The 23,123-nt window shown below is 38.6% G+C and carries 25 protein-coding genes; 17 read left to right on the top strand and 8 right to left on the bottom strand.

Annotated features, from left to right (window positions below; genetic code table 11):
• Positions 1–156: 156 nt before the first annotated feature.
• Positions 157–2,883, top strand: a complete 2,727-nt coding sequence (locus AC5JMF_RS10000) for a two-partner secretion domain-containing protein (RefSeq protein WP_495795554.1) — start codon at positions 157–159, stop codon at positions 2,881–2,883.
• 452 nt (positions 2,884–3,335) lie between these two features.
• Here the strand turns inward: AC5JMF_RS10000 and AC5JMF_RS09995 are convergent, their stop codons facing one another.
• Entirely contained in the window at positions 3,336–3,500 is a 165-nt protein-coding gene (locus tag AC5JMF_RS09995) for a hypothetical protein (protein ID WP_495795553.1), read from the bottom strand.
• 41 nt (positions 3,501–3,541) lie between these two features.
• On the opposite strand from AC5JMF_RS09995, the gene AC5JMF_RS09990 reads away from it, so the two are divergent.
• Both AC5JMF_RS09990 and AC5JMF_RS09985 read left to right on the top strand, forming a co-directional pair.
• Positions 3,542–3,985, top strand: a complete 444-nt coding sequence (locus tag AC5JMF_RS09990) for an aspartyl protease family protein (protein ID WP_495795552.1) — start codon at positions 3,542–3,544, stop codon at positions 3,983–3,985.
• 258 nt (positions 3,986–4,243) lie between these two features.
• Entirely contained in the window at positions 4,244–4,813 is a 570-nt protein-coding gene (locus AC5JMF_RS09985; RefSeq protein WP_495795551.1) for a nuclear transport factor 2 family protein, read from the top strand.
• A gap of 199 nt (positions 4,814–5,012) precedes the next feature.
• Here AC5JMF_RS09985 and AC5JMF_RS09980 read toward each other — a convergent pair whose 3' ends face one another.
• The gene (locus tag AC5JMF_RS09980; RefSeq protein ID WP_495795550.1) at positions 5,013–5,147 is read right to left on the bottom strand and encodes a hypothetical protein; all 135 of its coding nucleotides are present in this window, start codon (positions 5,145–5,147) and stop codon (positions 5,013–5,015) included.
• Here AC5JMF_RS09980 and AC5JMF_RS09975 point away from each other — a divergent pair.
• The 7 genes from AC5JMF_RS09975 to AC5JMF_RS09945 all read left to right on the top strand — a co-directional run bounded on the left by AC5JMF_RS09975 (position 5,137) and on the right by AC5JMF_RS09945 (position 11,158).
• Positions 5,137–5,430: a hypothetical protein gene (locus AC5JMF_RS09975; protein ID WP_495795549.1), complete on the top strand. Its 294-nt coding sequence runs from the start codon at positions 5,137–5,139 to the stop codon at positions 5,428–5,430. The genes AC5JMF_RS09980 and AC5JMF_RS09975 overlap by 11 nt on opposite strands.
• A gap of 15 nt (positions 5,431–5,445) precedes the next feature.
• On the top strand, positions 5,446–6,201 hold the full coding sequence (locus AC5JMF_RS09970; RefSeq protein WP_495795548.1) for an outer membrane beta-barrel protein: 756 nt from the start codon (positions 5,446–5,448) through the stop codon (positions 6,199–6,201).
• Positions 6,202–6,636: 435 nt separating this feature from the next.
• On the top strand, positions 6,637–6,798 hold the full coding sequence (locus tag AC5JMF_RS09965) for a hypothetical protein (RefSeq protein WP_495795547.1): 162 nt from the start codon (positions 6,637–6,639) through the stop codon (positions 6,796–6,798).
• A 240-nt stretch (positions 6,799–7,038) separates the two neighbouring features.
• Positions 7,039–8,373, top strand: coding sequence for a tetratricopeptide repeat protein (locus AC5JMF_RS09960; RefSeq protein WP_495795546.1), 1,335 nt, complete (start codon positions 7,039–7,041; stop codon positions 8,371–8,373).
• Between the two features lie 108 nt (positions 8,374–8,481).
• On the top strand, positions 8,482–8,949 hold the full coding sequence (locus AC5JMF_RS09955; protein WP_495795545.1) for a MarR family winged helix-turn-helix transcriptional regulator: 468 nt from the start codon (positions 8,482–8,484) through the stop codon (positions 8,947–8,949).
• Between the two features lie 114 nt (positions 8,950–9,063).
• Positions 9,064–10,329: an MFS transporter gene (locus tag AC5JMF_RS09950; protein WP_495795544.1), complete on the top strand. Its 1,266-nt coding sequence runs from the start codon at positions 9,064–9,066 to the stop codon at positions 10,327–10,329.
• 247 nt (positions 10,330–10,576) lie between these two features.
• Positions 10,577–11,158 (top strand): Uma2 family endonuclease, encoded by a 582-nt coding sequence (locus tag AC5JMF_RS09945; RefSeq protein WP_495795543.1) that lies wholly within the window; start codon positions 10,577–10,579, stop codon positions 11,156–11,158.
• Here the strand turns inward: AC5JMF_RS09945 and AC5JMF_RS09940 are convergent.
• Both AC5JMF_RS09940 and AC5JMF_RS09935 read right to left on the bottom strand, forming a co-directional pair.
• Positions 11,155–11,967, bottom strand: coding sequence for a Uma2 family endonuclease (locus tag AC5JMF_RS09940; RefSeq protein ID WP_495795542.1), 813 nt, complete (start codon positions 11,965–11,967; stop codon positions 11,155–11,157). The two genes, AC5JMF_RS09945 and AC5JMF_RS09940, sit on opposite strands and share 4 nt — an antisense overlap.
• A gap of 149 nt (positions 11,968–12,116) precedes the next feature.
• The gene (locus AC5JMF_RS09935; protein WP_495795541.1) at positions 12,117–12,785 is read right to left on the bottom strand and encodes a tetratricopeptide repeat protein; all 669 of its coding nucleotides are present in this window, start codon (positions 12,783–12,785) and stop codon (positions 12,117–12,119) included.
• A gap of 363 nt (positions 12,786–13,148) precedes the next feature.
• Here AC5JMF_RS09935 and AC5JMF_RS09930 point away from each other — a divergent pair, with 363 nt between their 5' ends.
• Complete coding sequence (locus AC5JMF_RS09930; RefSeq protein WP_495795540.1) at positions 13,149–13,430, top strand: type II toxin-antitoxin system TacA family antitoxin; 282 nt, start codon at positions 13,149–13,151, stop codon at positions 13,428–13,430.
• On the top strand, positions 13,431–13,955 hold the full coding sequence (locus tag AC5JMF_RS09925) for a GNAT family N-acetyltransferase (protein WP_495795539.1): 525 nt from the start codon (positions 13,431–13,433) through the stop codon (positions 13,953–13,955).
• Positions 13,956–14,085: 130 nt separating this feature from the next.
• Here AC5JMF_RS09925 and acs read toward each other — a convergent pair whose 3' ends face one another.
• Positions 14,086–16,056, bottom strand: coding sequence for an acetate--CoA ligase (gene acs, locus AC5JMF_RS09920; protein ID WP_495795538.1), 1,971 nt, complete (start codon positions 16,054–16,056; stop codon positions 14,086–14,088).
• A 206-nt stretch (positions 16,057–16,262) separates the two neighbouring features.
• Between acs and AC5JMF_RS09915 the strand changes: the two genes are divergently transcribed.
• The 3 genes from AC5JMF_RS09915 to AC5JMF_RS09905 all read left to right on the top strand — a co-directional run bounded on the left by AC5JMF_RS09915 (position 16,263) and on the right by AC5JMF_RS09905 (position 18,328).
• The gene (locus tag AC5JMF_RS09915) at positions 16,263–17,033 is read left to right on the top strand and encodes a Uma2 family endonuclease (protein WP_495795537.1); all 771 of its coding nucleotides are present in this window, start codon (positions 16,263–16,265) and stop codon (positions 17,031–17,033) included.
• 86 nt (positions 17,034–17,119) lie between these two features.
• A complete protein-coding gene (locus AC5JMF_RS09910) occupies positions 17,120–17,812 on the top strand; it encodes a hypothetical protein (protein WP_495795536.1) in 693 nt (230 codons plus the stop codon).
• 69 nt (positions 17,813–17,881) lie between these two features.
• A complete protein-coding gene (locus tag AC5JMF_RS09905) occupies positions 17,882–18,328 on the top strand; it encodes a hypothetical protein (RefSeq protein WP_495795535.1) in 447 nt (148 codons plus the stop codon).
• Between the two features lie 95 nt (positions 18,329–18,423).
• Here the strand turns inward: AC5JMF_RS09905 and AC5JMF_RS09900 are convergent, their stop codons facing one another.
• Positions 18,424–18,852, bottom strand: a complete 429-nt coding sequence (locus tag AC5JMF_RS09900) for a hypothetical protein (protein WP_495795534.1) — start codon at positions 18,850–18,852, stop codon at positions 18,424–18,426.
• Positions 18,853–19,303: 451 nt separating this feature from the next.
• Between AC5JMF_RS09900 and AC5JMF_RS09895 the strand changes: the two genes are divergently transcribed.
• Positions 19,304–20,398: a glutamate--cysteine ligase gene (locus AC5JMF_RS09895; RefSeq protein WP_495795569.1), complete on the top strand. Its 1,095-nt coding sequence runs from the start codon at positions 19,304–19,306 to the stop codon at positions 20,396–20,398.
• A gap of 130 nt (positions 20,399–20,528) precedes the next feature.
• A complete protein-coding gene (locus AC5JMF_RS09890) occupies positions 20,529–20,690 on the top strand; it encodes a hypothetical protein (RefSeq protein ID WP_495794220.1) in 162 nt (53 codons plus the stop codon).
• Positions 20,691–20,827: 137 nt separating this feature from the next.
• Here the strand turns inward: AC5JMF_RS09890 and AC5JMF_RS09885 are convergent, their stop codons facing one another.
• Together AC5JMF_RS09885 and AC5JMF_RS09880 are read right to left on the bottom strand one after the other, a co-directional pair.
• Positions 20,828–21,523, bottom strand: coding sequence for a class I SAM-dependent methyltransferase (locus tag AC5JMF_RS09885; protein WP_495795533.1), 696 nt, complete (start codon positions 21,521–21,523; stop codon positions 20,828–20,830).
• Positions 21,524–21,727: 204 nt separating this feature from the next.
• Entirely contained in the window at positions 21,728–22,843 is a 1,116-nt protein-coding gene (locus AC5JMF_RS09880) for an iron-containing redox enzyme family protein (protein WP_495795532.1), read from the bottom strand.
• Positions 22,844–23,123 lie beyond the last annotated feature (280 nt).

The raw sequence follows: 23,123 nt of genomic DNA, 5'->3' as shown, positions 1-23,123 counted from the left end.
ATCTTGTGGGGTGGGCATCCTGCCCGCCCTTGTGTACTTCATTCAGATGAAATGTGCTGTAAATTGGGGCGATCGCTTGTAGTTTATAATTTACAGCAGATAATTTAGTGATAAGTTTTGAGTGTTGTTAAAGAAGTATTTAAAAATTAGGTTGCGATGAAACAAGGGTGCTTAAATTGGTGTTTTAACTTATGGCTATTGCTGAGTTTGACTTTTACAACAAATATCAAAGCCTCAGCTCAAGTCACAGCCGATAAAACATTAGGAACACAAGTTTTTAATCTTGATGGAAATTATTTGATATTAGGTGGAACAACAGTTGATAACACCAACTTGTTTCACAGTTTTAGTAATTTTAATATTCCTGATAAAGGGGCTGCAATTTTTGCAAATGAACCCAATATTGTTAATATATTTGCAAGAATAACTGGTGGTACACCTTCCGAAATTCAAGGAGCAATTAGTTCTCAAGGTACTGCCAATTTATTTTTAATGAATCCTAATGGGATTATTTTTGGGAAAAATGCTCTAATCAATATTGGTGGTTCATTTATTGTCACAACAGCGAATGCAATTCAATTTCCTGGTGGTGCTGAGTTTTCTAAAACTTCATCAGTTGCACCCAATAATTCACTACTAAGTATTAGTCCTACAGCATTCTTGTTTAATCAAATTGCTAACCAAGGCGCAAACTCTATTGAAAATCAAGGTAATTTATTTACCTCTCCAGGTAAGAGTTTAATACTACTTGGTGGTCGTGTTGCGCCTACCCCTGAATCTACTGGCAAAATCATTATGGATGGCGGAATAATTCAGGCGTTTGGCGGTAGGGTAGAAATTGGTGGATTAACAGCACCGGGAACAGTAGGAATTACTGTTGATGGTAACGATGTGCGCTTGAGTTTTCCTGATGGTGTAGCGAAATCAGATGTTTTGCTAAATCAATCTTTTGTTGGCGCTTATGGAGTAAAGGGTGGCCATATTGTAGTTAATGCTAATAATTTGCTGTTAACAAATGGTGGGTTTATATTGTCTGATACTGCTACATCGGAACCAGGTGAAAAAATTGGACGTGGAGGAAATATTCAAGTTATAGCAACAAATTCTATAGAAATAGATCCCAAAGATGCAGCAGATACAACAACTGGTTTTTTGGCAACAACAAGCAGTTCAAGTCGTGGAGGTAACATAACACTAAAAACCAAAAATTTCATTATGAGAAATGGTGGTTTCATCGGCGTACAAGCTAATGGTAATTTAGGCGGTAATGCTGGTAACATCAATATCGATGCATCAGAATTTGTTGAGTTAATTAGCTCAAATCCTGAAAATCGTAACGTTATATTTACAGGAGTTACACCTTTCGGTATTGATGTTTCCAATACAGGTAGTGGTGGAGATTTAACAATTAATACCAAACGTTTGCAGCTAACAAACAGTAATATTTCATCTGGAACTTTTGGTCAGGGAAATGCAGGTAAGATCTTTATTAATAGTAATAATGAGGTAATCCTTGACAATAGCACCATTAATAGCCGGGTGGGAGTAGGTGCTGTAGGAAATGCTGGTAATATTCAGATTGAAACACAGAAACTTACTTTAATTAATGGTGGCCAAATTGATGCTCAAATTTCTGGAGTAGAAGCAGATCTACCTGGTGGAAAAGGTAGGGGTGCAACTATTCGCATCAATGCTACTGATGCTGTGATTATCTCAGGAATTAATCCAGATGGAATTGCTAGTTTTATCTCAACTGAAACCCGGACGGGGGCAATTGGTCAGGGAGGAGATATTATAATCAACACAGATTATTTCCGTGCAGCAGAAGAAGGTATTGTATCTGCATTAACAGAAAATTCTAGCAAAGGAGGTAATATCACAATTAATGCTCGTGTATTTGAGGTATCTAATGGTGGACTGGTGACTACAGGAACCATTGCCGATGGTAAATCTGGTGATATTAACATCAATGCAGATAATGTCACTATTTCATCGAGCATAAATAGGCGCACTGGCATCTTTGCAGGTGCAAATACTACTGCTTCCACTGGCGATGGTGGAACTATATCTCTATCCACAAATAACTTTAATCTATTTACAACTGACTTAAACTTGCCTAATAGTATCGTCTTAGTTTCTACACGCAGCGAAGGAAGAGGTATAGCAGGAAATATTAATATTATTGCCAAGGAAAATTTTAATGGGAGTAATGGCGTTATCACCGCCCGATCTGAACAGTCTGGTGGTGGCAATATTGATATTACTGCGAGAAATATCAACCTGCGAAATAACACCGACATCCGCACCAATTTATCTACTGGTATTGGTAGAGGTGGTAATATTTTCCTCACCGCTGATACTATTATCGCTTTAGAAGATAGCGACATTCTCGCCTTTGCACCAGAGGGGCAAGGTGGTAATATTACTTTTAACACCCGTGTTTTATTTAGTGATTCTCTATTTAACCCTAGACAAACATTAACTAATAGTAATAGCCTTCAATCACTAAATAATAATAGTAGTTCTGATATTAATGCCAGTGGTGCAATTTCTGGCAATATCATTGGTGTACCTGATATTAGTTTTATCCAAAATAGTCTAACAGAATTACAAAACAATCTCATTGATACTAACGCCCTAATTGCTAATAGTTGCATTGCTCGTAGTTCTAAGCAAGAAGGGGCTTTTACGATTACTGGTATTGGTAGTTTACCTAGTCGTCCTGGTGAGGCTGTAGCTTCTAGCTATCATACGGGTGATGTGCAGAATGTCACGAACAGTAGTATACCTAGTTCGTGGAAAAAAGGCGATCCAATTGTGGAACCGCAAGGAGTATATCGACTAGCAACTGGGGAATTGGTGATGAGTCGCGAGTGTCGTTGATCTAATTAAAGCTTAATTTTATTTGTGAAAATCAAGAGTTTTAGATCCCCGACTTTTAAAAAAGTTGGGGATCTAATCTATCATAAAGTGTAAATAAAACTAACGGGACTTAAACATTTTTGAGACAGAAACAAGGCTCAAACCTATACAGGGCAAGGAAAATACACTCCTCGCTCAAAAATGCTTGAAACCTAGATACAGCACATTTCATCTGAATGAAGTACACAAGGGCGGGCAGGATGCCCACCCCACAAAATTTATCATATTAAGATGTGTACTTCATTTACTTGCAAAGTGCTGTATATCAGTAAACTAGGTAAAACGATGTCAAAGCCTTTTCATATATACGTTTAAGAGTTTTTTCAGGCTACTTTTTGTCTAAGTCCCACTGATAAGAATATTTGCATTAACGTTCTTCCATCACTCTCATGAGAGTGATGGAAGAGTGTTATTCAATAGACTTCTTGCAAAAATACTTGAACCGTCAGAGACTCAAGTCTCTGCCTAATAGCAAAAGTCCGTTGAAACGGACTAAAAATACTGTTATTAGTCGGTTGAAACCGACTTGAGTTATCAGCCAGAAAATTTATTTTCTGGCGAGTATCCGACTTTTGCAAGAGGTCTAATAATCAACTTGATTAAGTTATAGGAAAATAGTATGAGACATAGCAAAAGTGAAAAAATGGGTAAAGTGACTACTCAAATCACTGTTACTAATCGAATTGACCAAATACTTGGGGAACGAGGCTTTATTCCGGTAGAACAAATACGCTCAATTACTTTACATGATGTTTTAGTTGATACAGGTGCAACAAGACTATGTCTACCTAAAAATATTATTCTTGACTTGGGGTTGCCTCTGCAAGGTGAGGTAGATATAAAAATAGCTACAGGAGTACAAAAAGCTCGTATATTTAGAGAATTAAATCTTTCAGTTGAGGGCAGAGAAGGGACATTTAATTGTATTGAATTACCAGAAGGTTCAGATCCGTTATTAGGATTAATCCCTTTGGAAGATTTAGGATTAGAACCTGATTTGCAAAATCAGAAATTGCGAGTTTTACCAATAGAAGGAAAAGATACATATTTAATGGTTTTATAATACAGCGTTTAGGGACTTGACTTAGTTCACTGTTACTCTGCGGTTTAATAATGCACTATTTTAGCTAGTAGTGGTCTGTTCCATAAGTTATGGGGGTTAAGAGAACGAACCGCCAACACACTTACTTCCTGGCAACAATACATTTTTCTGCAATTTTTGGTGATAGTTACTGCATATCAATCAGCATGAAAGGTGAATAAATTACATCGGTGTTTCCTTTAATCTGTTCGATAAAGGAAACATTAGTCACCTGACATCATGAAGAAAAATAATATTGCTCTAACAGCTTTATTAACAGCGTCGATATTCATAAATGCTGATATAGCAAAAGCTGACACACAATCAGATAGACAAGAAATTATCCGAAAGTATCACTGGATGAGTGACGGTTGTAACGCTAAAGTTATCCAACAATGTTACGCTTACTGGTCAGTTAATTTCCAAGGTCGTCGAGCAGATGGAACGATTACTAATTTAAGAGAACAAATCCAAGGTCGTCAACAATTTTTTCAGCAAGTCAGTCAATATAAAACTCGTGAAGAACTGATTCGTGTCAGTGTCAATGGAAATCGTGCAGATGTCATGGGTTTAGGATATTCTGATTACATTATTGGCAATAAACGCGTACATAGGCAAACTCCATACGAGGATATATGGGAAAAAACTAATAACGATTGGGTATTAGTATCTACAAGATGGTATAAGGCGAATTATAATGAGGTTGCTATAGGGCGATCGCCTACTCAAACTGCACCATTGCCACCTTCTACTAGCATCAGTGAGCAATTTAATTTTGTGTGGCAAATGCCTAAATTTTGGAATCCTTAAAACTAAAATACCTAACATTGCAATAAACAGGTAAGACCACGATCTTGCGGAGTATTCCCTTTACTATTTACAGCTGTTAAAGCAATACCAGAATCCCAATGCAGATTTAAATCTTAAATAAGTTGCCAAAGCAAATCTAAAACTGTAAATCGTCTGTGATTGCAAATTACTACTACGACTATTTCATAGTGTAACTATATCAAAAGACGATTGGAGATAAATAGCGATCGCATTCGCCCTGGTAGCCCATCGCACTCAGGTTTTCCACTTTTTCCATAGTTCTGACAAACCAAACAACAAATTTTTTCTGAGGATATTTCACTATGGCTAACATCAAAATTAATAACTTACCATCTGCTGATATCGAATTAGTTGATCTAACTAACGCAGAAATATCAGAGATACAAGGTGGTTTCAGACAACTATTTGCTGCGGTAGCTATCATCTCAGGCGTAAATAATGGTTCTTCCTCATCATCCACAACTTCAGAAACAATAGAGCAACGTTTGCAACGTATTAATTCAGAAGTAAATCAGATATACAGTCTAGCATGGGCTTATCAAACTGCTGCCAGTTTTATTGGCATAGGAGGAAGTGGTTTTAGTGGTTTAGGATAAAAGGTTAATTTAAACATGAAAAACTGTTGGTGTTTTTTATTCTTGGCTATCCCAATTAGCCTATCTTTTGCTACCTCTGCACATGCTGATGAAGTTTCTACAAAAGCTTCAGATTTAATTCCTATTAACAACCAGTTAACAATACCTGAACAAAAAGGTTTTGCAGTTGCTCAGAACGTTAACACTGAAAATTCATCTCAACTTCCTGAAAAAAACTACTGGTATGTGAGTGGAAGTGTTGGTGCCGGTTTTCCTAACAGTATTAAAGTCAACCAAGGAGATGATTCAGCATCTATTGGTGTTGATACTGCTGTTCAAGGGAATATTGCTGTGGGATATCAATGGAATGAAGCTCGTGCTGAACTCGAAGTTGGTTATGGTTCTTTCGGTGTCAATAATTTTAAGAGTGGTGATGTTACTATCCCTGTTAGTGGTAGCGTGAGTGCAACTACTGTTTTCGTTAACGGCTACTGGGATATTCCCAGCAGTTCAAAGTGGCGTTCTTATATTGGTGCGGGAATAGGTATTGGTTTCCCTGAATTTAGCGAGCTAAAATCTGGTGAAGCAACTAACCCATCAAGTAGTGGTACGGCTTTAGCAGTGCAAGGAAAAGCAGGTATTCAATATGAAGTTGCAAATAAAAGCAATGTTTTTCTAGAATTAAAGTACCAAAATCTCGGCAGTTTTAGTACTGGTTCTGGTGACAATAAAGCCAATATTGATCCTATTAATTCCTTTGGGATAGGCGTTGGTTATCGCCAAGGTTTTTAAGCATTGCCGTTATTTATTCTCCTTCAATAAACCTCTAACAACTCAAGAGAAATCTTGAGTTGTTTTTTTAGTGACTTGTAAGCGAAATTTTTATTTGATGATTTGGGTAGATTAAAAGAAATCTTAAATATAATAATTTTGCTCTATTTTTATTAGTTTTTTCAATTTAATTATCAGGAACTTGTATAGCAATCATAAATCGTGAGAGCTAAGATATCTAATTTATTTGACAAGTCGGAGATATAGACACAGCGAATTCTCACAAGTTACATAGAATTACTATATTTTTTACTAACAAAAATGCAATATTTATGTTCGTTTTTAAGTGAATCAAAGATTGAAATCAATCAATAAATCAGTGACTATAGTCATGGAAACAGACAATTCAAGGTCAAATTCCAATCAACGCAAATTTATTTACGAGGAAAGGTTCCAATGGCTGAAATTAAAATTAACGAACTGAAAGTTAACAAACCAGCAGAAATGATTGATTTGAAGAAAGAAGCTGAACAAGGTAACTCAGATGCTATTACTGCTTTCACAACTTTACGTGGAGGTTTTCGTTTTGCAAACAAGGAAGTATGGTGTAACTGTTAGATCTAGTGTGCATTTAGCCAAATTCTAACAACTAATAGTTCTCTAAAAAACGGGAATTATTTTGAGTAATTATATTAATACCACAGTGGTAATATTAGCTATTTTTACCGATACCACTGTGGATTACTTGGCTCCATATAATATGTTTTACACTATGTATTAAATTTTCAAAAATAGGTTAAAAATTTATATTTTTTGTTTAAATCCCTTAGTTATCAAAACATAAAAAGAGGTATAACTATGTCTCTCATTGAACAATCGCCTATAGTTTCGCTATATCGACCATACTTTGATTTAGGTACTTTTAATGGTGGCCCATTACATCTATATGGCATAGAATTCAGCTATCATAACTTAATCCATCAAGCTTCAGTTAATTATGGAATACAAGTAATTTATCCTTCCTCATTTCGGGAATCTTTGGTGCGAGAAACTGGTATGAAGGAATATGAAGTTGATAACCCATTACAACTAGACGATGGGTTACGAACAAAAAGATGGAGCAAGCTATGTGAATATTTGACACAGTACCAAGAGCTTCAGCCAACTACCAAGCTGCTAGTTATAAAAGTGTTAAAAAGCTTATGTTTACATCGGGCTATCTTGGAGTATGTTCCAGCGATGTCTGAACTAGAAATAGCTAGTGGAAGTGTATCAGCAAAACTGGCTTTGTGTCGAGCTATTTCTAATTTGTTATTACAGGAGTATGAAGGTAAAGTTGATAGATCGAACTTAAAAGAATTGGAAAATATTGCTAAGCATACTCCTTTAGGAACATTAACACGGCTAAGTGCAGTTCTCCAGCTTGTAGTCCGATATGCTAAAAATTTCAGAGATTTGGAAAGTGCAGAATTTTGGCGAGCAATTGCTACTGAGGAACTTCAAAAACTTCAATCTTCGCTCAATGATTTTGATTATAAACTATTTACAAGTATCTATTATCGTGCAGTTGTTTTTGTTCCTCTCTTACAAAGAGATAAAGACAAGGTAATCCAAGAAATGGATGTTTGCCAAGCTTATGCAGAAAGCTTAACTTGTGTAAATGAAGAACAGCAAAAAGTAGCTTTAGAAAATCAATGCATTATTTTAGAGAGTCGAACAAAGGAAGCTCTATGGCTTGGCGATCTAGAGTTAGCTGAGGAAAGAGCGCGAAAGGTAGCTCAGATGGACTCATTAGACCCTAGATATCGTCTGGAGTTAGGAGAAGTTCTCATCAAATGTGGCAAAATTGAAGAAGCCATCAAGATGTATCGTTCTGCAACTAGACTTGGCCCTCCAAGAACAGCGATCGCTTGGTTTATGGCCGGTCAATGCCATGAAAAACTGGGTGAGTTAGATATAGCTTGTGATTGTTATCTCGCCTCAATACAGATGGATTCACTTGCCATTTCTGCTGTGGAACGGCTTAATCGTTTAGCTCCTCGTTTAGGTAACTCAGCACTGGTTAACTGGACTAATAGACGTTTATCCGAATTACGAGAACAGCAAAAAACTACAGCAAATCAACCCAAAACTTCTTACATACCTGAAGCATCTTCTGAGTTAAAGAAAGCTGGAGAAGCAATAATGATTTAATGTAAAAACCCCTAAAACTTGAGTTTTGGGGGCAACTTAGTCTTAAAATATTGCCAAAACGATTTTATTTAGTTAAAATAATATTACGTACACTAAGTAATATGCCAAATGGTTTCGACATCAGATCATTCTCAAACTGTGGAGTCGTCGCAGCAAAATCTCGCACCATACAGCATGGGCTACAGAATCAAGCTGCTATCGCAACTATTCAGCCGCAAGTTTAGTGAGAAGTTAGAACCATTTGGATTAACCCCATTTCACTGGTTAGTGTTATGCTGCCTGTGGCAAGAAGATGGCTTACCTACTTCTAGTATTGGAGACAAACTCAAACAGGTGGGGGGGACTTTAACTGGTGTGCTAGATCGCATGGAAGAACGCGGTTTAGTACAGCGGGAACGCGACTCCCACGATCGCCGCATCTGGCGGATATGGCTAACGGATGCAGGTAGAGAACTGGAGACCATCTTACCGCCTATCTCGGCTGATTTACGTGAGCAAGCGATGCAGGGTTTTTCCGTCACGGAACGTGAACTATTGACTCAACTAATTAACCGGGCGATCGCTAACCTTTCTTGAGGTTACTTCCTAATCACCCTATAGGGTGAAGCTTTGTTAAGTTTTATCATGAGAATATATTACGCATACTAAATAATTATAGGCAAATACTACGCATTTTAAATAAAATAACCAATGACTACAAAAAATTTGCTACTACCTGCATTAAGCTCAAGAAATTATCGCCTATTTTTTGCTGGACAAGGTATCTCCCTAATTGGAACTTGGATGACGCAATTGGCGACAATTTGGTTAGTTTATGACTTAACCAATTCAGCATTAATGCTTGGAGTTGTGGGATTTACGAGTCAAATTCCTAACTTCTTTTTGGCTCCCTTTGGTGGCGTTTTTGTAGACCGATTCTCTCGGTATCATACCTTAATTGGCACGCAAATCTTGGCAATGATTCAATCGTTAACATTGGCGGTGTTGGCGTTAACTGGTGTAATTGAAGTTTGGCATATTATCGCTTTAAGTTTATTGCAAGGATTCATTAATGCTTTAGATGCGCCCGCAAGACAGGCATTTGTGCCGGAACTGGTTGAACGCAGAGAAGATTTAGCCAATGCGATCGCTATCAACTCAACGATGATCAATGGGGCGCGGTTAATTGGCCCTGCGATTGGGGGTTTATTAATTGCTAGAGTTGGAGTTGCATATTGTTTTTTAATTGATGGTTTGAGCTATATTGCCGTAATTGCTGCTTTATTGGCAATGAAAGTTAAACCTTGGAGAACTTTAATAAACGATGGTAATCCTTTGCAAAGAGTTAAAGAGGGATTTGTATATGCTTTTAGCTTTCCACCAATTCGAGCAATTTTGTTGTTATCAACTTTAGTCAGCTTGATGGGATTACAAAATACAATTCTTGTCCCAATTTTTGCAGAGACAATTCTTAAAGGTGGTGCAGAAAGTTTAGGATTTTTAATGGCAGCTTCAGGAGTTGGGGCTTTGTTTGGGGGCATTTATTTAGCTACTCGCAAGACAATTTTCGGAATTGGTAATGTGATTGCATTAGCTCCAGCAATTTTAGGGGTTGGTCTAATTGCCTTTTCTTTATCTCGGTTTTTACCACTTTCTTTATTTACAATGTTGTTTGTTGGCTTGGGTACAATTCTCCAAATAGCTGCTAGTAACACGTTCTTGCAAACTATTGTTGAAGATGATAAACGTGGCAGGTTGATGAGTTTGTATACAATGTCCTTTTTGGGGATGATACCTTTGGGTAATTTGTTGGGAGGGACATTAGCAGATCATATTGGCGCTCCTACTACTTTAATGATTGATGGCATAGCTTGTCTTTTAGGAGCTATTATTTTTTCTAAACAGTTGCCTAATTTAAGGAAGATGGTTCTTCCAATTTATGAGCAAAAGGGAATTGTTTCGATTAAGAGAGATTGAGAATAAATAATTGGATGCTAAAATTCGTCCTGATTATGATAAATATTTCAGTTAAAAGCGATCGCATCTATATCTAACATAGTTCGCCGTGAAGCTTTTGTAATGGCTTTTAAGGATTGTTTTTACTTTATTAATCAACGGTTTTGCTATTTTATTCTTTAAAAAACTAAAGGCCACTGGTGGGGCTGTTGCTCATTAGATTGAGCATACTGGTAAAATATAACTACTGAAATACTAAAGTACTAAGATGATCATTAGCCAGAGTGAATACTATATTTCCCCAGAAGAATATTTAGAAGGCGAGAAAGCCAGCCAAATCAAACACGAATATATTGATGGGCAAGTCTACGCAATGGCAGGAGCCAGTGATGCTCATGTTACCGTTAGTATGAATTTCTCTATGCTGCTACGCAACCATCTTCGGGGTAGTGGTTGTCGTGTTTACATGTTAGACATGAAAGCTAGAATTGATGTGATCAACCGCTACTTCTATCCCGATGTAATGGTGACTTGCGATACACGAGATAGAGAATTCGAGTATTTTAAATCTCATCCTTGTTTAATTGTAGAAGTACTTTCAGAGACAACAGAAGCTTTTGACCGAGGTAAAAAGTTTGCTGACTATCGAAAATTAGATTCACTACAAGAATATGTATTAATATCTGCACAGCAAATGAGTGTAGAGTGCTTCCGTCGCAATCCAGAAGGACATTGGGTACTTTACCCTTATGGGAAAGAGGAAGAAATACATTTAGCTAGCATTGATTTGCGTTGTGCGATCGCAGCAATATATGAAGACGTATTATTGATCGAAGATAATATTTCCTAGTCCAATATTTGTGGTTCAATCCCTAAAGCATCAAGTTGTTCAGGAGTAAGCGATCGCAGTTTCTCTACAATTATCTCCCGCTTTTGTCGCTCAACATCAGCTCTGTGTCGCTCAACATCAGCTCTGTGTCGCTCAACATCAGCCCTTTGTCGCTCAACATCAGCGCGTTCGTGTCCCATTAGCAATAAATTACCTTGTGCATCCCACCACCGTAACCAAGGTAAATCTGCGTTTTGATACACCCCTTGCCATATCCCTAACTCTACCCCCATAGGAGCAATTGGGTAATGCCCTCGTTCGTTGGGTTGCATGAGTTGATAGACATTATCAACCAAATGATAAACCTCTACCAGTGCTTTTGATACTTCATAAATTGCATAATAAGGAACACGAATTGCTTGTTCATAAATCCAAAACTTCCCAACATCTCCCTGTGAAGGTGGTGTTTGATCTCGTTCTTCAGTACCATCTCCAGAGACAAATTCAATTACAATCATTGGCGCAACATATTCCTTCCATAAGACATAAGAACGCCGCGTTTTACCGTTGAGAATCAACGGTACATTAGGGACATAAAACCAATCAGGTGCAGTAGCACCTTTTTCTGGCGGATCAGTTAATCGCCAATAAATGTCTAAATCCTGCCCTATACAGTATTGACTATCTGGATAAAGTTTTTCCAGAATAGGTTCAATAGAATCAGTTAGTAAAATACTTTGAGGATGCTCTTGCCAATTCTGCACAAATGTACCGTCTGACTCTGGTAGCTGGGTATGATCAGGTAAAGTTAATGCCGATAAAGAAGTCATAGGCTTTAACCAAAAGTTAATTTAAAAATTTTAATTCAATTTTCACACAGAAACACTAAAAAATTCGCTGCGTCTGTTGCGCTACGCCAGTTGCTACAACGCGAGGAACCCGCCCAACGCACTGGCTCCTCTGCGTGATATTTTCTGAATTACGAAACACTAGGATCATCCAAAGCTTTCATCTGTTTCATAATCTGCTCAACTTGGTAAACTTTTTCATTTCTATTTTGAGCTTTGAAAATATTCAAAGCTTTTTCCAAAGAAGCAAGTGCCTCAGTTCGTTTATTAGTTTGCCAAAGTACCTGCGCTAAATTAGTTAAGGCCTCACCATATTCAGGATTAATTTCTAGAGCTTGATTATATTCCCTAAGCGCCTCTGTCCAGCGGTCTTGACTGGCATAAACAACACCGATCGCATTATAAGCAAGAGCATATTTTGGTCTCAGTTTAATAGCTTCTTGATAAGCACTAATTGCTGCTTCCGGCTTATTTTGTCGAAACAAGACATTACCTAATTGAAAGTGTCCAAAAGCAACGTCTGGAAATTTTTTAATAAATTGACGTAACTTTTCCTCAGCACCTTTAAAGTCTCTTTGATTATATAAGGCATTAATCTCTTGCAAAAGCTGCGATCGCTCTGGTGTATCTGCACCGGAAAATTGTGCTATCTTCTGCGGTTGCTGCTTAGGCAAATGCAGAGAACCTGGTGCAGTAGCTGCCAACACCGATGGGGATATACCGATTGCAGTTATGATACTCAGCGTCATGCAACTAAGAGGTTGAACAAATACTGATTTGTGCTGCTTCTTCAGCTTCATTGTCCTCAATGCCCTAATAATGTCCTGATTCCCATGATAAATCTAAGGTGTGTTGCTTGAAATATTCGCGCCAACGCCACCAGTGCTGCTCAGACATAATTGCCCTATTGGAGATATTTCACGACATTTGAGTATAAATACTTATTAGCCAAACAAATAGAAAATTTGTTATGTTGTATGTGAGGCTAAATGCCGTACATTTTTACGGCTGAGTTGTTAAAATTGCCCAGAGTTGGTAGAAAATTGATGGTTTGCAGTCAATAAGTAACTTGAAGACTGCAAAGTCATTCTACTTTTATCAAAGCCAATCATTCTAATTATGTAGAGGCTATTATGACCGTCCCAGTGAGTAAAGGCTCCAAAGTGAATTCAGAGCGCTCCAAAGCTGAACGTTTGGAAGTTCGTGTTACCAAAGAGCAAAAAGAATTGTTCCAGCGTGCTGCTGAGATTCAGGGTCGAACACTAACAGATTTTGTTATTAGTAGTGTCTTGAATACTGCTAAACAAGTTATTCATGAACACGAAATGATGATTTTAACTAAGCAAGATCAAGAAGTTTTTGTTACAGCATTATTAAACCCGCCAGAACCAAGTGCAAAATTACGAGATGCTGCTCAGCGTTATAAGCAAACAATGGATGTATAAGTGACGTTCTCCAATAGTTCTGATACTTCTGATAAATATTTAATAGAGCCGCTGGCTAAACAAAACCGGGCGGCTTTTTTTTGTGGAGTCGAGCCGCTGGATCTTTATTTGAAGCAACAAGCCGGGCAAGACGCCCGTAGGCGTATGGCTGCTCCCTTTGTTTTAATCGAACAAAGTTCTAGCACAGTCATTGGGTATTACACTTTGTCTTCAACCAGCATCATATTTAGTGAATTACCAACTGAGATAACTAAAAAACTTCCAAAATATCCAAATGTTCCTGCAACTCTTTTAGGTCGATTAGCAGTTGACAAGAAATATCGAGGAAAGGGCTTAGGCGAGATACTTTTAATGGATGCACTATATCGAAGTTTGCAAAATGAAATAGCTACAGTAGCTGTAGTGGTTGATGCTAAAGATAATCAAGCCCGTTTGTTTTACGAGCATTTTGACTTTATTCAATTTCCTAATTTCCCTTACCGATTATTTCTGTTGATGGAAACTATTGCCAAACTTTTTAAGTAAATACTTCGTAAAAATGTTAACAAGTTCCGTGGGTTTAAGTCCCCCGGTTCCATAACCTGTAAGTTTTGTGTTGGGGTCTGTCTTATACCAATTCGTAATTCGTAATTCGTAATTACGAATTACGAATTATTTAAGCACCTCCTCGCAATTTATCCAAGACACTTCTATCCTCTAACGTTGAAGTATCACCCAATATCTCTTGACCTGCGGCTAAATTCCGCAGCAACCGCCGCATAATTTTACCCGATCGCGTTTTAGGTAAGGCGTCTGTAAAGCGAATTTCACCAGGACGAGCGATCGCACCTATTTCTTGAACTACATGTTGCTTGAGTTCTTTACTCAAATCATCACTGGGTTGATACGTACCTTCTAAAGTCACAAAAGCAACTACCTCTTCACCTTTGAGTTCATCTGGCTTACCCACTACGGCAGCTTCTGCAACCGCTGGATGGGAAACTAAGGCTGATTCTACTTCCATTGTACCTAAGCGATGTCCTGACACATTCAGTACATCATCCACACGACCCATCACCCAGAAGTAGCCATCTGCATCTTGTCTGGCACCATCACCAGCAAAATAAGTGTAGTTGCCATCTTTCGGCGGAATATGTTCCCAATAGGTGCGGCGGAAGCGTTCTGGATCGCCGTAGACTGTCCGCATCATTCCCGGCCAAGGATAGCGCACTGCTAAATAACCACCTTCGTTTTCGGGTACAGAATTACCTTCCAAATCCACGACATCTGCGATAATACCGGGGAAAGGACGAGTGGCAGAACCTGGTTTAGTGGGGATTGCCCCTGGTAGCGGTGTAATCATGATGCCGCCAGTTTCTGTTTGCCACCAGGTATCAACAATTGGGCAGCGTTCACCACCGATGACCCGATGGTACCACATCCAAGCTTCGGGATTAATTGGTTCACCGACGGTTCCCAGTAGGCGCAACGAAGAGAGATTTCGCGCTTTGGGGAGGTGTTCACCCATCTTAATAAATGCCCGAATTGCGGTAGGTGCGGTATAAAAAACGCTTACACTATATTTTTCGATGATATCCCACATACAGCCAGGATTTGATGCACGGGGCGCACCTTCATACATCAGCGTTGTTGCACCGTTAGAAAGGGGGCCGTAAACGATGTAGCTGTGACCAGTAATCCAACCAACATCAGCAGTACACCAATATACATCAGTATCTTGCAGGTCGAAGATCCATTTAGTGGTCATGTGAGTGTACAAGTTATAACCTGCTGTTGTATGCACAACACCCTTCGGTTTGCCAGTACTGCCAGAAGTGTAGAGAATAAATAGCATGTCTTCGCTGTCCATCGGTTCGGCAGGACAATCAGCAGATGCACTTTTTTGTAAATCATGCCACCAACGATCGCGTCCTCCCTGCATATCTATTTCCTGTCCGGTGCGTTTGACAACTAGGACATTCTCTACACTAGGAACAGCACCATCCGCTAAGGCGATATCTACTTGAGCTTTGAGAGGAACGATCGCATCTTTACGCCAACCACCATCAGCAGTCACGACTAGTTTAGCTTGGGCATCGATGAGGCGATCGCGTAAAGCTTCGGCACTAAAACCACCAAATACTACGCTATGGGGTGCGCCAATTCTGGCACAGGCTAACATGGCGATCGCCGCTTCTGGGATCATCGGCATGTAAATACCGACGCGATCGCCTTTTTGCACTCCTAATTGCTTAAGTACATTGGCAAATTGACAAACTTCCCGGTGTAGCTGAGCATAAGTCAGGGTACGTGAATCTCCTGGTTCACCTTCCCAAATCAGGGCCGCTTTATTCTTACGCCAAGTGGTAAGATGCCTGTCTAGGCAGTTGTAAGAAATATTAATCTTGCTACCAACAAACCACTTAGCGAAAGGTGGTTGCCAATCTAGCACTGTATGCCATTTTTGAAACCAGTGCAGTTCTATTTCTGCCAATTCTGCCCAGAAATGCTCCGGATCGGATTTGGCTTTGTCATAGATGTACTGATAGTCGTCCAGGCTTTTGATATAAGCATTCTGAGAGAATTTGCTAGCAGGATGGAATAGTCGATTCTCTTGTAGGATTGATTCTATAGTTGGTTGAGACATGGTGAAGATGACAAACTGTATTGTTACTGAAAACTATTCTTAGCAAAGTTATGTCAGATAGTGTTTAGATTAGCGTTAACCAACTATTTAGATCGTGTAGATTTCTTTCAGAATCAAATCCGTTCTAGTTGCTTTCCTAAGCTTTCACCACTACCAATTCCTCTATTTTCAGTACAATTAACTTAAATTAACGAGCGATCGCTTATATGTCTGAACCTGCTACTCTAGAGATAACCTCTTGTGATAATTTAGACACAGAAATTATCTTTCCCCCTGGCGATTTATTTAGCGACGAACCCCCCTTGGAAAGTGACTTCCACCGTGACCAAATCGAACTGCTGATCCGCACACTCAAATTATGGTGGCGAGAAAAGCAAGATTTCTATGCATCTGGCAACTTAACGATTTATTACAGTCCCAATCAAAAAAAATCAGCAGATTTTCGCGGCCCAGATTTTTTTGTAGTTTTGGGAACTCAAAAAAAAGACCGCAAAAGTTGGGTAGTGTGGCAAGAAGAAGGCAAATACCCACACATAATTGTAGAAATTTTATCCCGTACAACCGCAGCCATTGATAGAGGCTTAAAAAAACAAATTTACCAAGACACTTTCCGCACACCCGATTATTTCTGGTTTGATCCCGTGACATTAGAATTTCGAGGATTTCATTTAGTAGATGGCAAGTATCAAGAAATTCAACCTACATCCGCAGGACAATTATGGAGTCAGCAATTGGAGTTATACTTAGGAGTACATGAAAATAAACTCCGATTCTTTACTGTAGAGAATCAATTAATACCTTCACCGGAAGAAATTGCCACACAAGAACAATTACGCGCCCAACAAGCCGAAGAACGTGCCCAACAAGCCGAAGAACGTGCCCAACAAGCCGAAGGACGCACCCAACAAGCCGAACAAGAAATCATTCGACTACGAGAAATGTTACACGCACAAGGCATTAACCCTGAGAACAGTTGATAATATTAGTTAAGTGAGTAGAGACATTTTCCAGTTTAATTAGGTATAAATTTAAAAAAGCTTAGTTTCTGAGAGTGGGGCATAGTTTGCGAGCAACAGAGATTAAAAATCAGCTAAAATCCCTCATCGAGCAAGCCTCCTCGATAGACGCTAATTTAGCGAGAAGATTAGATGAAATCAATCGTTGGGTTAAAGATATCAAACCTGGTTCGCTAACCGCTAAACCATTGGTTCTAGCCTTTCTGTTAGAAGTAATCACCGATTCTACAGTTTGGTTAGTCATAAAATCTCTACCTACGGCAGAAGAACAACAATCTAAGTTCGAGCAAATGACACCCAATGAAAGATACTGGTACGGTTATCTGTTTCCGAGATGGATTAATGCCACCGACTCTAAGTTTTATATTTGGAAGCAAAAACTTATGGCAGGTGAGTTTAATCAGGTAGATGATGATATTATTAATTTAATAGCTAAATATATTGTTAGCCGTAAAGGTAGTTTTTGGCAGCGCTATATAGCCGACCTTTCTATGGCAACAGATTTAATTGTCAGCAGTCATCAGCAACAACCCCTCTGTATTCAATTTACCAGTGTTAGCGAAGAATTGAATCACCAAAAGTATCAAGCGTGGCAAAGTACACTCCAATTGTGGGAAATAGATCGAGGACTTTTCTTAAGTTTTAATCCTAGCGATGCTAATTATATTAACCAATTAGTAAATGTTGCACTGCACAACAGTAATCATCTTGCTGGTGGCAAATATTTAAAATTTGCTTAATTTGTTCTGGGGTGTTCTACTAAGTATTTGTTTGTTAGCCAAAATTATTACCTGCTTATTACAGCTTTTATGCCTAATCAACAACAAACTAGCAACAATCATCAAGTAGATAAATTTGCTGAAGCTTTAGCAACTGCTCGAAAAATGCAGACAGACTGGTTAAATTATGGACTAGATTTTGTCCATCTCTACTTTGAAGATGTGGATGGAGATTGGCTAGAAAATTGGAGCAATGATGAAATAGTATACAGCCCTTTACTTGATTCTCTTAAAGAGTTTTTGGTTAGTGATGATGATGTAGCTGTAAGAGTACGGCAGTATTTGGAAGAACAAACTTCCATAACACTTTTTGATGTTGCGGTAAACTTAGAAAAATGTTGGAGAATCACCAAAGTAGATAATAGGTTATCAGCTATAAAAAATTTATTAACTGTTGATAAATATAACGACGATACAAGTAATGAGATCGATGATATCGCCAATAACCTATTAAAAAAGCTGTTAGAGATTTCGTAAGAGGGTATTTGAAAAGTCGGACAGATAGTAAAAAAGCTCTCTCAGTAAGTAAAGTCATGCTCAAATTAGAATAACTGTGAGCGTTAAATAGTCAACTAGCGAACTGCAACAGCTTGTAATTTCTGGACGTGGGCTTTATAAACAAACCAAGTATCCTTTCCTTCAGTCTGCTGACTACAAGGAAGTGGCTTCTCGAAGGTTACTTCTAAGTAATCTCTGAGGCGTTCACCATTACCAGTAGGACTTACTTCGCGGCTATTATTGTTTTCTATAATGGAGGAGACAAAAAATTTCTCACTTTGTTTGGCAAAACACTTTTGATCTGCCTGTTGGATATCGCGTGCTTGTAGATACCAGCTTTCTTGCCGCTTAAGAATAGTACCTCCCCGTGCTGTGACTCTTAAAATGCGTATCGGAGTAGTTTGAGAAGAAACAGTATTAGGAATTGTTGCACCCAATACCCCACAAACGAAACTTAAGCACAAAAATAATCTTTTTGGATACAACTGAAGATGATTACGCATTTTTAATATCCTGAGTTTTTGGTATAACTTTCAACCTATCAAGTGAATTTTATCATCCAAAATCTCGAATTTAAAATGTATAAATTGTATTAGCGTTGATTTGAGCGATACTGTCGTTAACACGCCTGAGTCAACAAAAGCGCGATCGCTCCTCATCCTACTCTAAAAACAGCGTCTCTAAATCGCGGTAGCCACTTACAACCCGTACAACTTCAATTTCCTATCTGGATTGACAGCAAATAGCTTATCTCTAGCGGAGACTGGAGCGATCGCCTCACAGCTTGGTATATTAAATCAGAAAAATTTCCGCATCGCAACAGTCAGTCTTAAGGTAAAATCCGTCTGAGGTAATCTTGAGAAATTTTTCTACTAAAATTTATGAGTAAAGCCACAGTCAACAGTTATCAATAAATCTGATAGCTGTCTACTGATTTATTTTAAGGTAGACATGGTGTTTTTCTTTGGTATAGAGCATGAAGTTGCTTTCCTTAACAAGGAAGGAAAATTTGCTGATTTTTCTCATACAAAATTTGCCGATTTTAATCAAATTGTTGAAAAGCTACCCATATACCCCAATGACTATACTCAACTGCGTGTAGGAGATGCTGGTATTAAAAAGAAGAGATGGTATATCGAAGGATTTGAAAGATTTACAGATTCTGACAAAGTTATAGATTGTTTGCCTAAAGGTATTGAAATCAGAACAACAATACACTCTAGTATTCAAGGTGCTATTACTGAATTATCAGAAAGCTTTTGTTTGCTGCAAAAAGTTGCTGCTGACTTTGGTTTTACACCAGTTTTAGTGAGTTTTAATCCCTACAATCCAGTTTTTGAGCCACAACCACCATTGAATGATTATGAAATCAAACAGTTACAGGCTTATCCTGACGAACAAACCGCTAACATTTACATGGTGACATATGGCCCAGATTTAAATATTTCTTTGACAGATTTGTCTATTGAATGCGTAATTGATATTGGCAAAAAATTAACTTATTACAGCCCTTTTATTGTGCCTTTTAGTTATAGTTCTCCCTTTTATCAAGGGGGCTTATGGGAAGGACTATCAGTAAGAACTTTTATTAGAACAGGAAAAAGATCAGCAGCATTAGTATTTGTTCAAACACAAGAGCAACTAATTCATAGCGTCCCTTCTTTAACAAAAGTTGCACGTATTCCCGCTGAAGTCAGTCGCATCGAATTTAAAGCCTGTGATAGTTGTGATGATTTTTCTATCTATGCGGCGTTATTAGCTTTATTAAAAGGTTTGATTTTAGATGAAACTTTGCCAGGTAGAGCAATTATTCCTAATGCAGCTTTGCATCAAATTTCTGCAAGAAATGGATTTGATAATCAAGAGATTTTTGAACATGTAACTCAAGTTATGCAAGCAGCTGAAATTGCACTTCAAGATGATCCAGATGTTGAGTTATTAACGCCGTTAAAAGTTATGCTAGATAACCGAAAAACTCAAGCTCATAAGCTGATTGAAGTTTTTCAACGTACAAGTTCGATAGAAGAAACATTAAGGCAAACTTATTAAAATTATTCGTCATTAGTCTTTTGTTTTTTGTGAGTACAAATGATCAAGGACAATCTTAACTAGAGTATGTATAATATAGCAATCCTATCTGATTTGTTAAAACTCGTGGTGTCTGGACACAACAGACCTCTTGCAAAAGTCGGATACTCGCCAGAAAATAAATTTTCTGGCTGATAACTCAAGTCGGTTTCAACCGACTAATAACAGTATTTTTAGTCCGTTTCAACGGACTTTTGCTATTAGGCAGAGACTTGAGTCTCTGACGGTTCAAGTATTTTTGCAAGAAGTCTAACGAATGATTTAGAATTGCTATACCATTTCATGAAATACTTGATACAAATGATTTGTCCCTAATTCTTTCCCCCTGCTCCCCAGCCTCCGGTTTGTATCAACCTTAGAGTGAAACGATATAACCTGGATGTACAAACATTACAAACTTGTCATCACCTGAGCTAGTTCATTAGATAAATCAATTGCTGATTTCTGGGATTTTTTAAATAAAACACCAGCCAAGAAGTAATAATCACCCGAATAATATGCCATCCCATGTTTTCGTAACTCTTCTATGTGTTTTTTGACTTTTGGCTCAGAACTATAATAGCCAAACTTCAAAGGTAAGACTACAAAATTATTCACACTGTAGCCATTTTCTTGAGCCTGTTGAATTGTACTTTCAGGATTAGAATAGCTAGATACTAAAACCAATACATTCTCATAACCTAATGATAACAATTTATTGGTAACTGTAGCTCCATCAATACCACCAAATAACAGCGGCATATAAATATCTTGATCTGGTGCAGGTAGATACGGCGGATTAGCGACAAGATAGTCAGCTTCTGGTTTAGAAGACTCAAACAAGCATGAATTATAAATTACATATTTATTTCCTAAGTCATATTCGTCAATTGTAGAGTTAGCAACTTTCCAGGCAGAAGCATTTAACTCAAAACCCCGGATTACTCCATCAAATTTGTTTCTCAGCAATGAATTAATTACAGGACTACCATCTCCTGAACCAAACTCCACAACTGAAGCATGATTTTTACTATTCCTGATCACAAAATTCTCTAAGCAATTTGAGTAGAAATTAGATTCTTCTGGGCAAACAAAGATGTCTTTCATTTGACTGCACTTCGTAGTATAGTATTAGAGAGGATGTTAGTTGCTGCCTTGTACAAAATTTAAAGCAGACAAAAATCGTTCCTTTAGTCAGTAGTTAGTTACTAAAGGAATTAAATTTAAAACCCAAATTAAAGAAACACAAAATTGACAATGTAAGAAACGAACTTACATTGCTAATTTTTCATTCTTAGTTATTTGGATTGGTCACAAAATTAGGGTAGCCTGTTCGGCTTTGCGTATTGATTTCACAACAGCTTTAGCGGCGCGATCGCCTGTTAATTTTTCCTGGTCATACCCCAGCACCAATTCCCACGCATCATCAGGATATTGCTCAGCCAAGGGCAAAGCCACGTCATCCAACATCCACCGACCATGGCGTTCATCTTCTTTGATGTGTAGTTCCCAATAACCCATCGCTGCCTCCGAAAGTTCGAGTCTTTGGGCCGCAGTCAAATAATTTCTGTAAGCCGCTGGGCCAGCCACCTCAAAACAAGTGAGTCCACCACTGTAACGTAGAAAATAACGCTTACGCTCAGTCAACAGAAAATTATGATTAGCACAAGCCAACACTTCCCAAGGTACTAAATCGAAATATCCCTCTGGTTCAGTGTTCATGCCAAACTCGTTAAGCATTTGGGCAAAAAATGTAGAGTGCTTGCGAGCTAAGCGACCGTTGCCATATTCTTCTAGCAGTACCCGTACAAGCATACACTGCACTTCATTGGCTGCACCACCTAAAATCCGTGACAGGCGACTACCTTCAACCAAGCCATCAAAGGAACCAATTGCTAGTAGATGACGGTAGCCGGCTTGAGTCATTTCCTCACGGATATAGCGACTCTCTGGCGATAATGGCGGGTCTAAATCAATTGCTGCACGTTCAATTAGTGCTTGCTTAACATCCAATTGTTGCAGTGCTGCTACATCAACCTGTGCCAATTCCCACTCTTGCCAAGCAGTTTCAATTTGGTCGCGCCAAGAATATAAGTAAAGCGATCGCTCATTAGCATAGCTTCGCAAATCATCGTACCAAAAAAGATTTAACCGATTAATTCGGTAAAGTATCCGCTGGAGAAAACGATGCGCTTGGTCATCGCCATCACCATCTTGATAAGCAGCAATAACCGCCGTTGAGATTGTGTTTTCAAACTCATCAGCATTTACAGCTTTGGCATTGAGTTGACTGTCCAAATCTGCTGTTGCAAGCAATTTTATAAATTGTTGCTCAGCACGCTCATACTTGGTAGCCGTTTTTTCCTGTGTTTGTTGATTGTTGATCACAGTCCCAGCATTGTGGGACATCACCAAATTGCTTTGCATGGAATATTCGATAGCTTTACAAAAGCGTGAAATTCATTTCACCTCTTAATACCTATAATTTCCATGCTTGTAGCCTTCTCTACCTCTTTCCCTGGTTATAAAGAAAGATTAAGTCTAAGGGAGTGGGGAGTAGGGAGTAGGGAGTAGGGAATTGGGGATTGGGGACTGGGGATTGGGGGACACGGGGACGCGGGGACACGGTGAGACAGCGCTGCAGGAGGGAAACCCTCCGCAGGCGACTGCGTTAGCGCAGCGTTAGCGAGCTTGCGAGCGTCACCCG

This window comes from Desmonostoc vinosum, from assembly GCF_059505385.1.
Note: the sequence above shows the minus strand (reverse complement) of the source record. Positions and strands in the feature narration are given on the sequence as shown.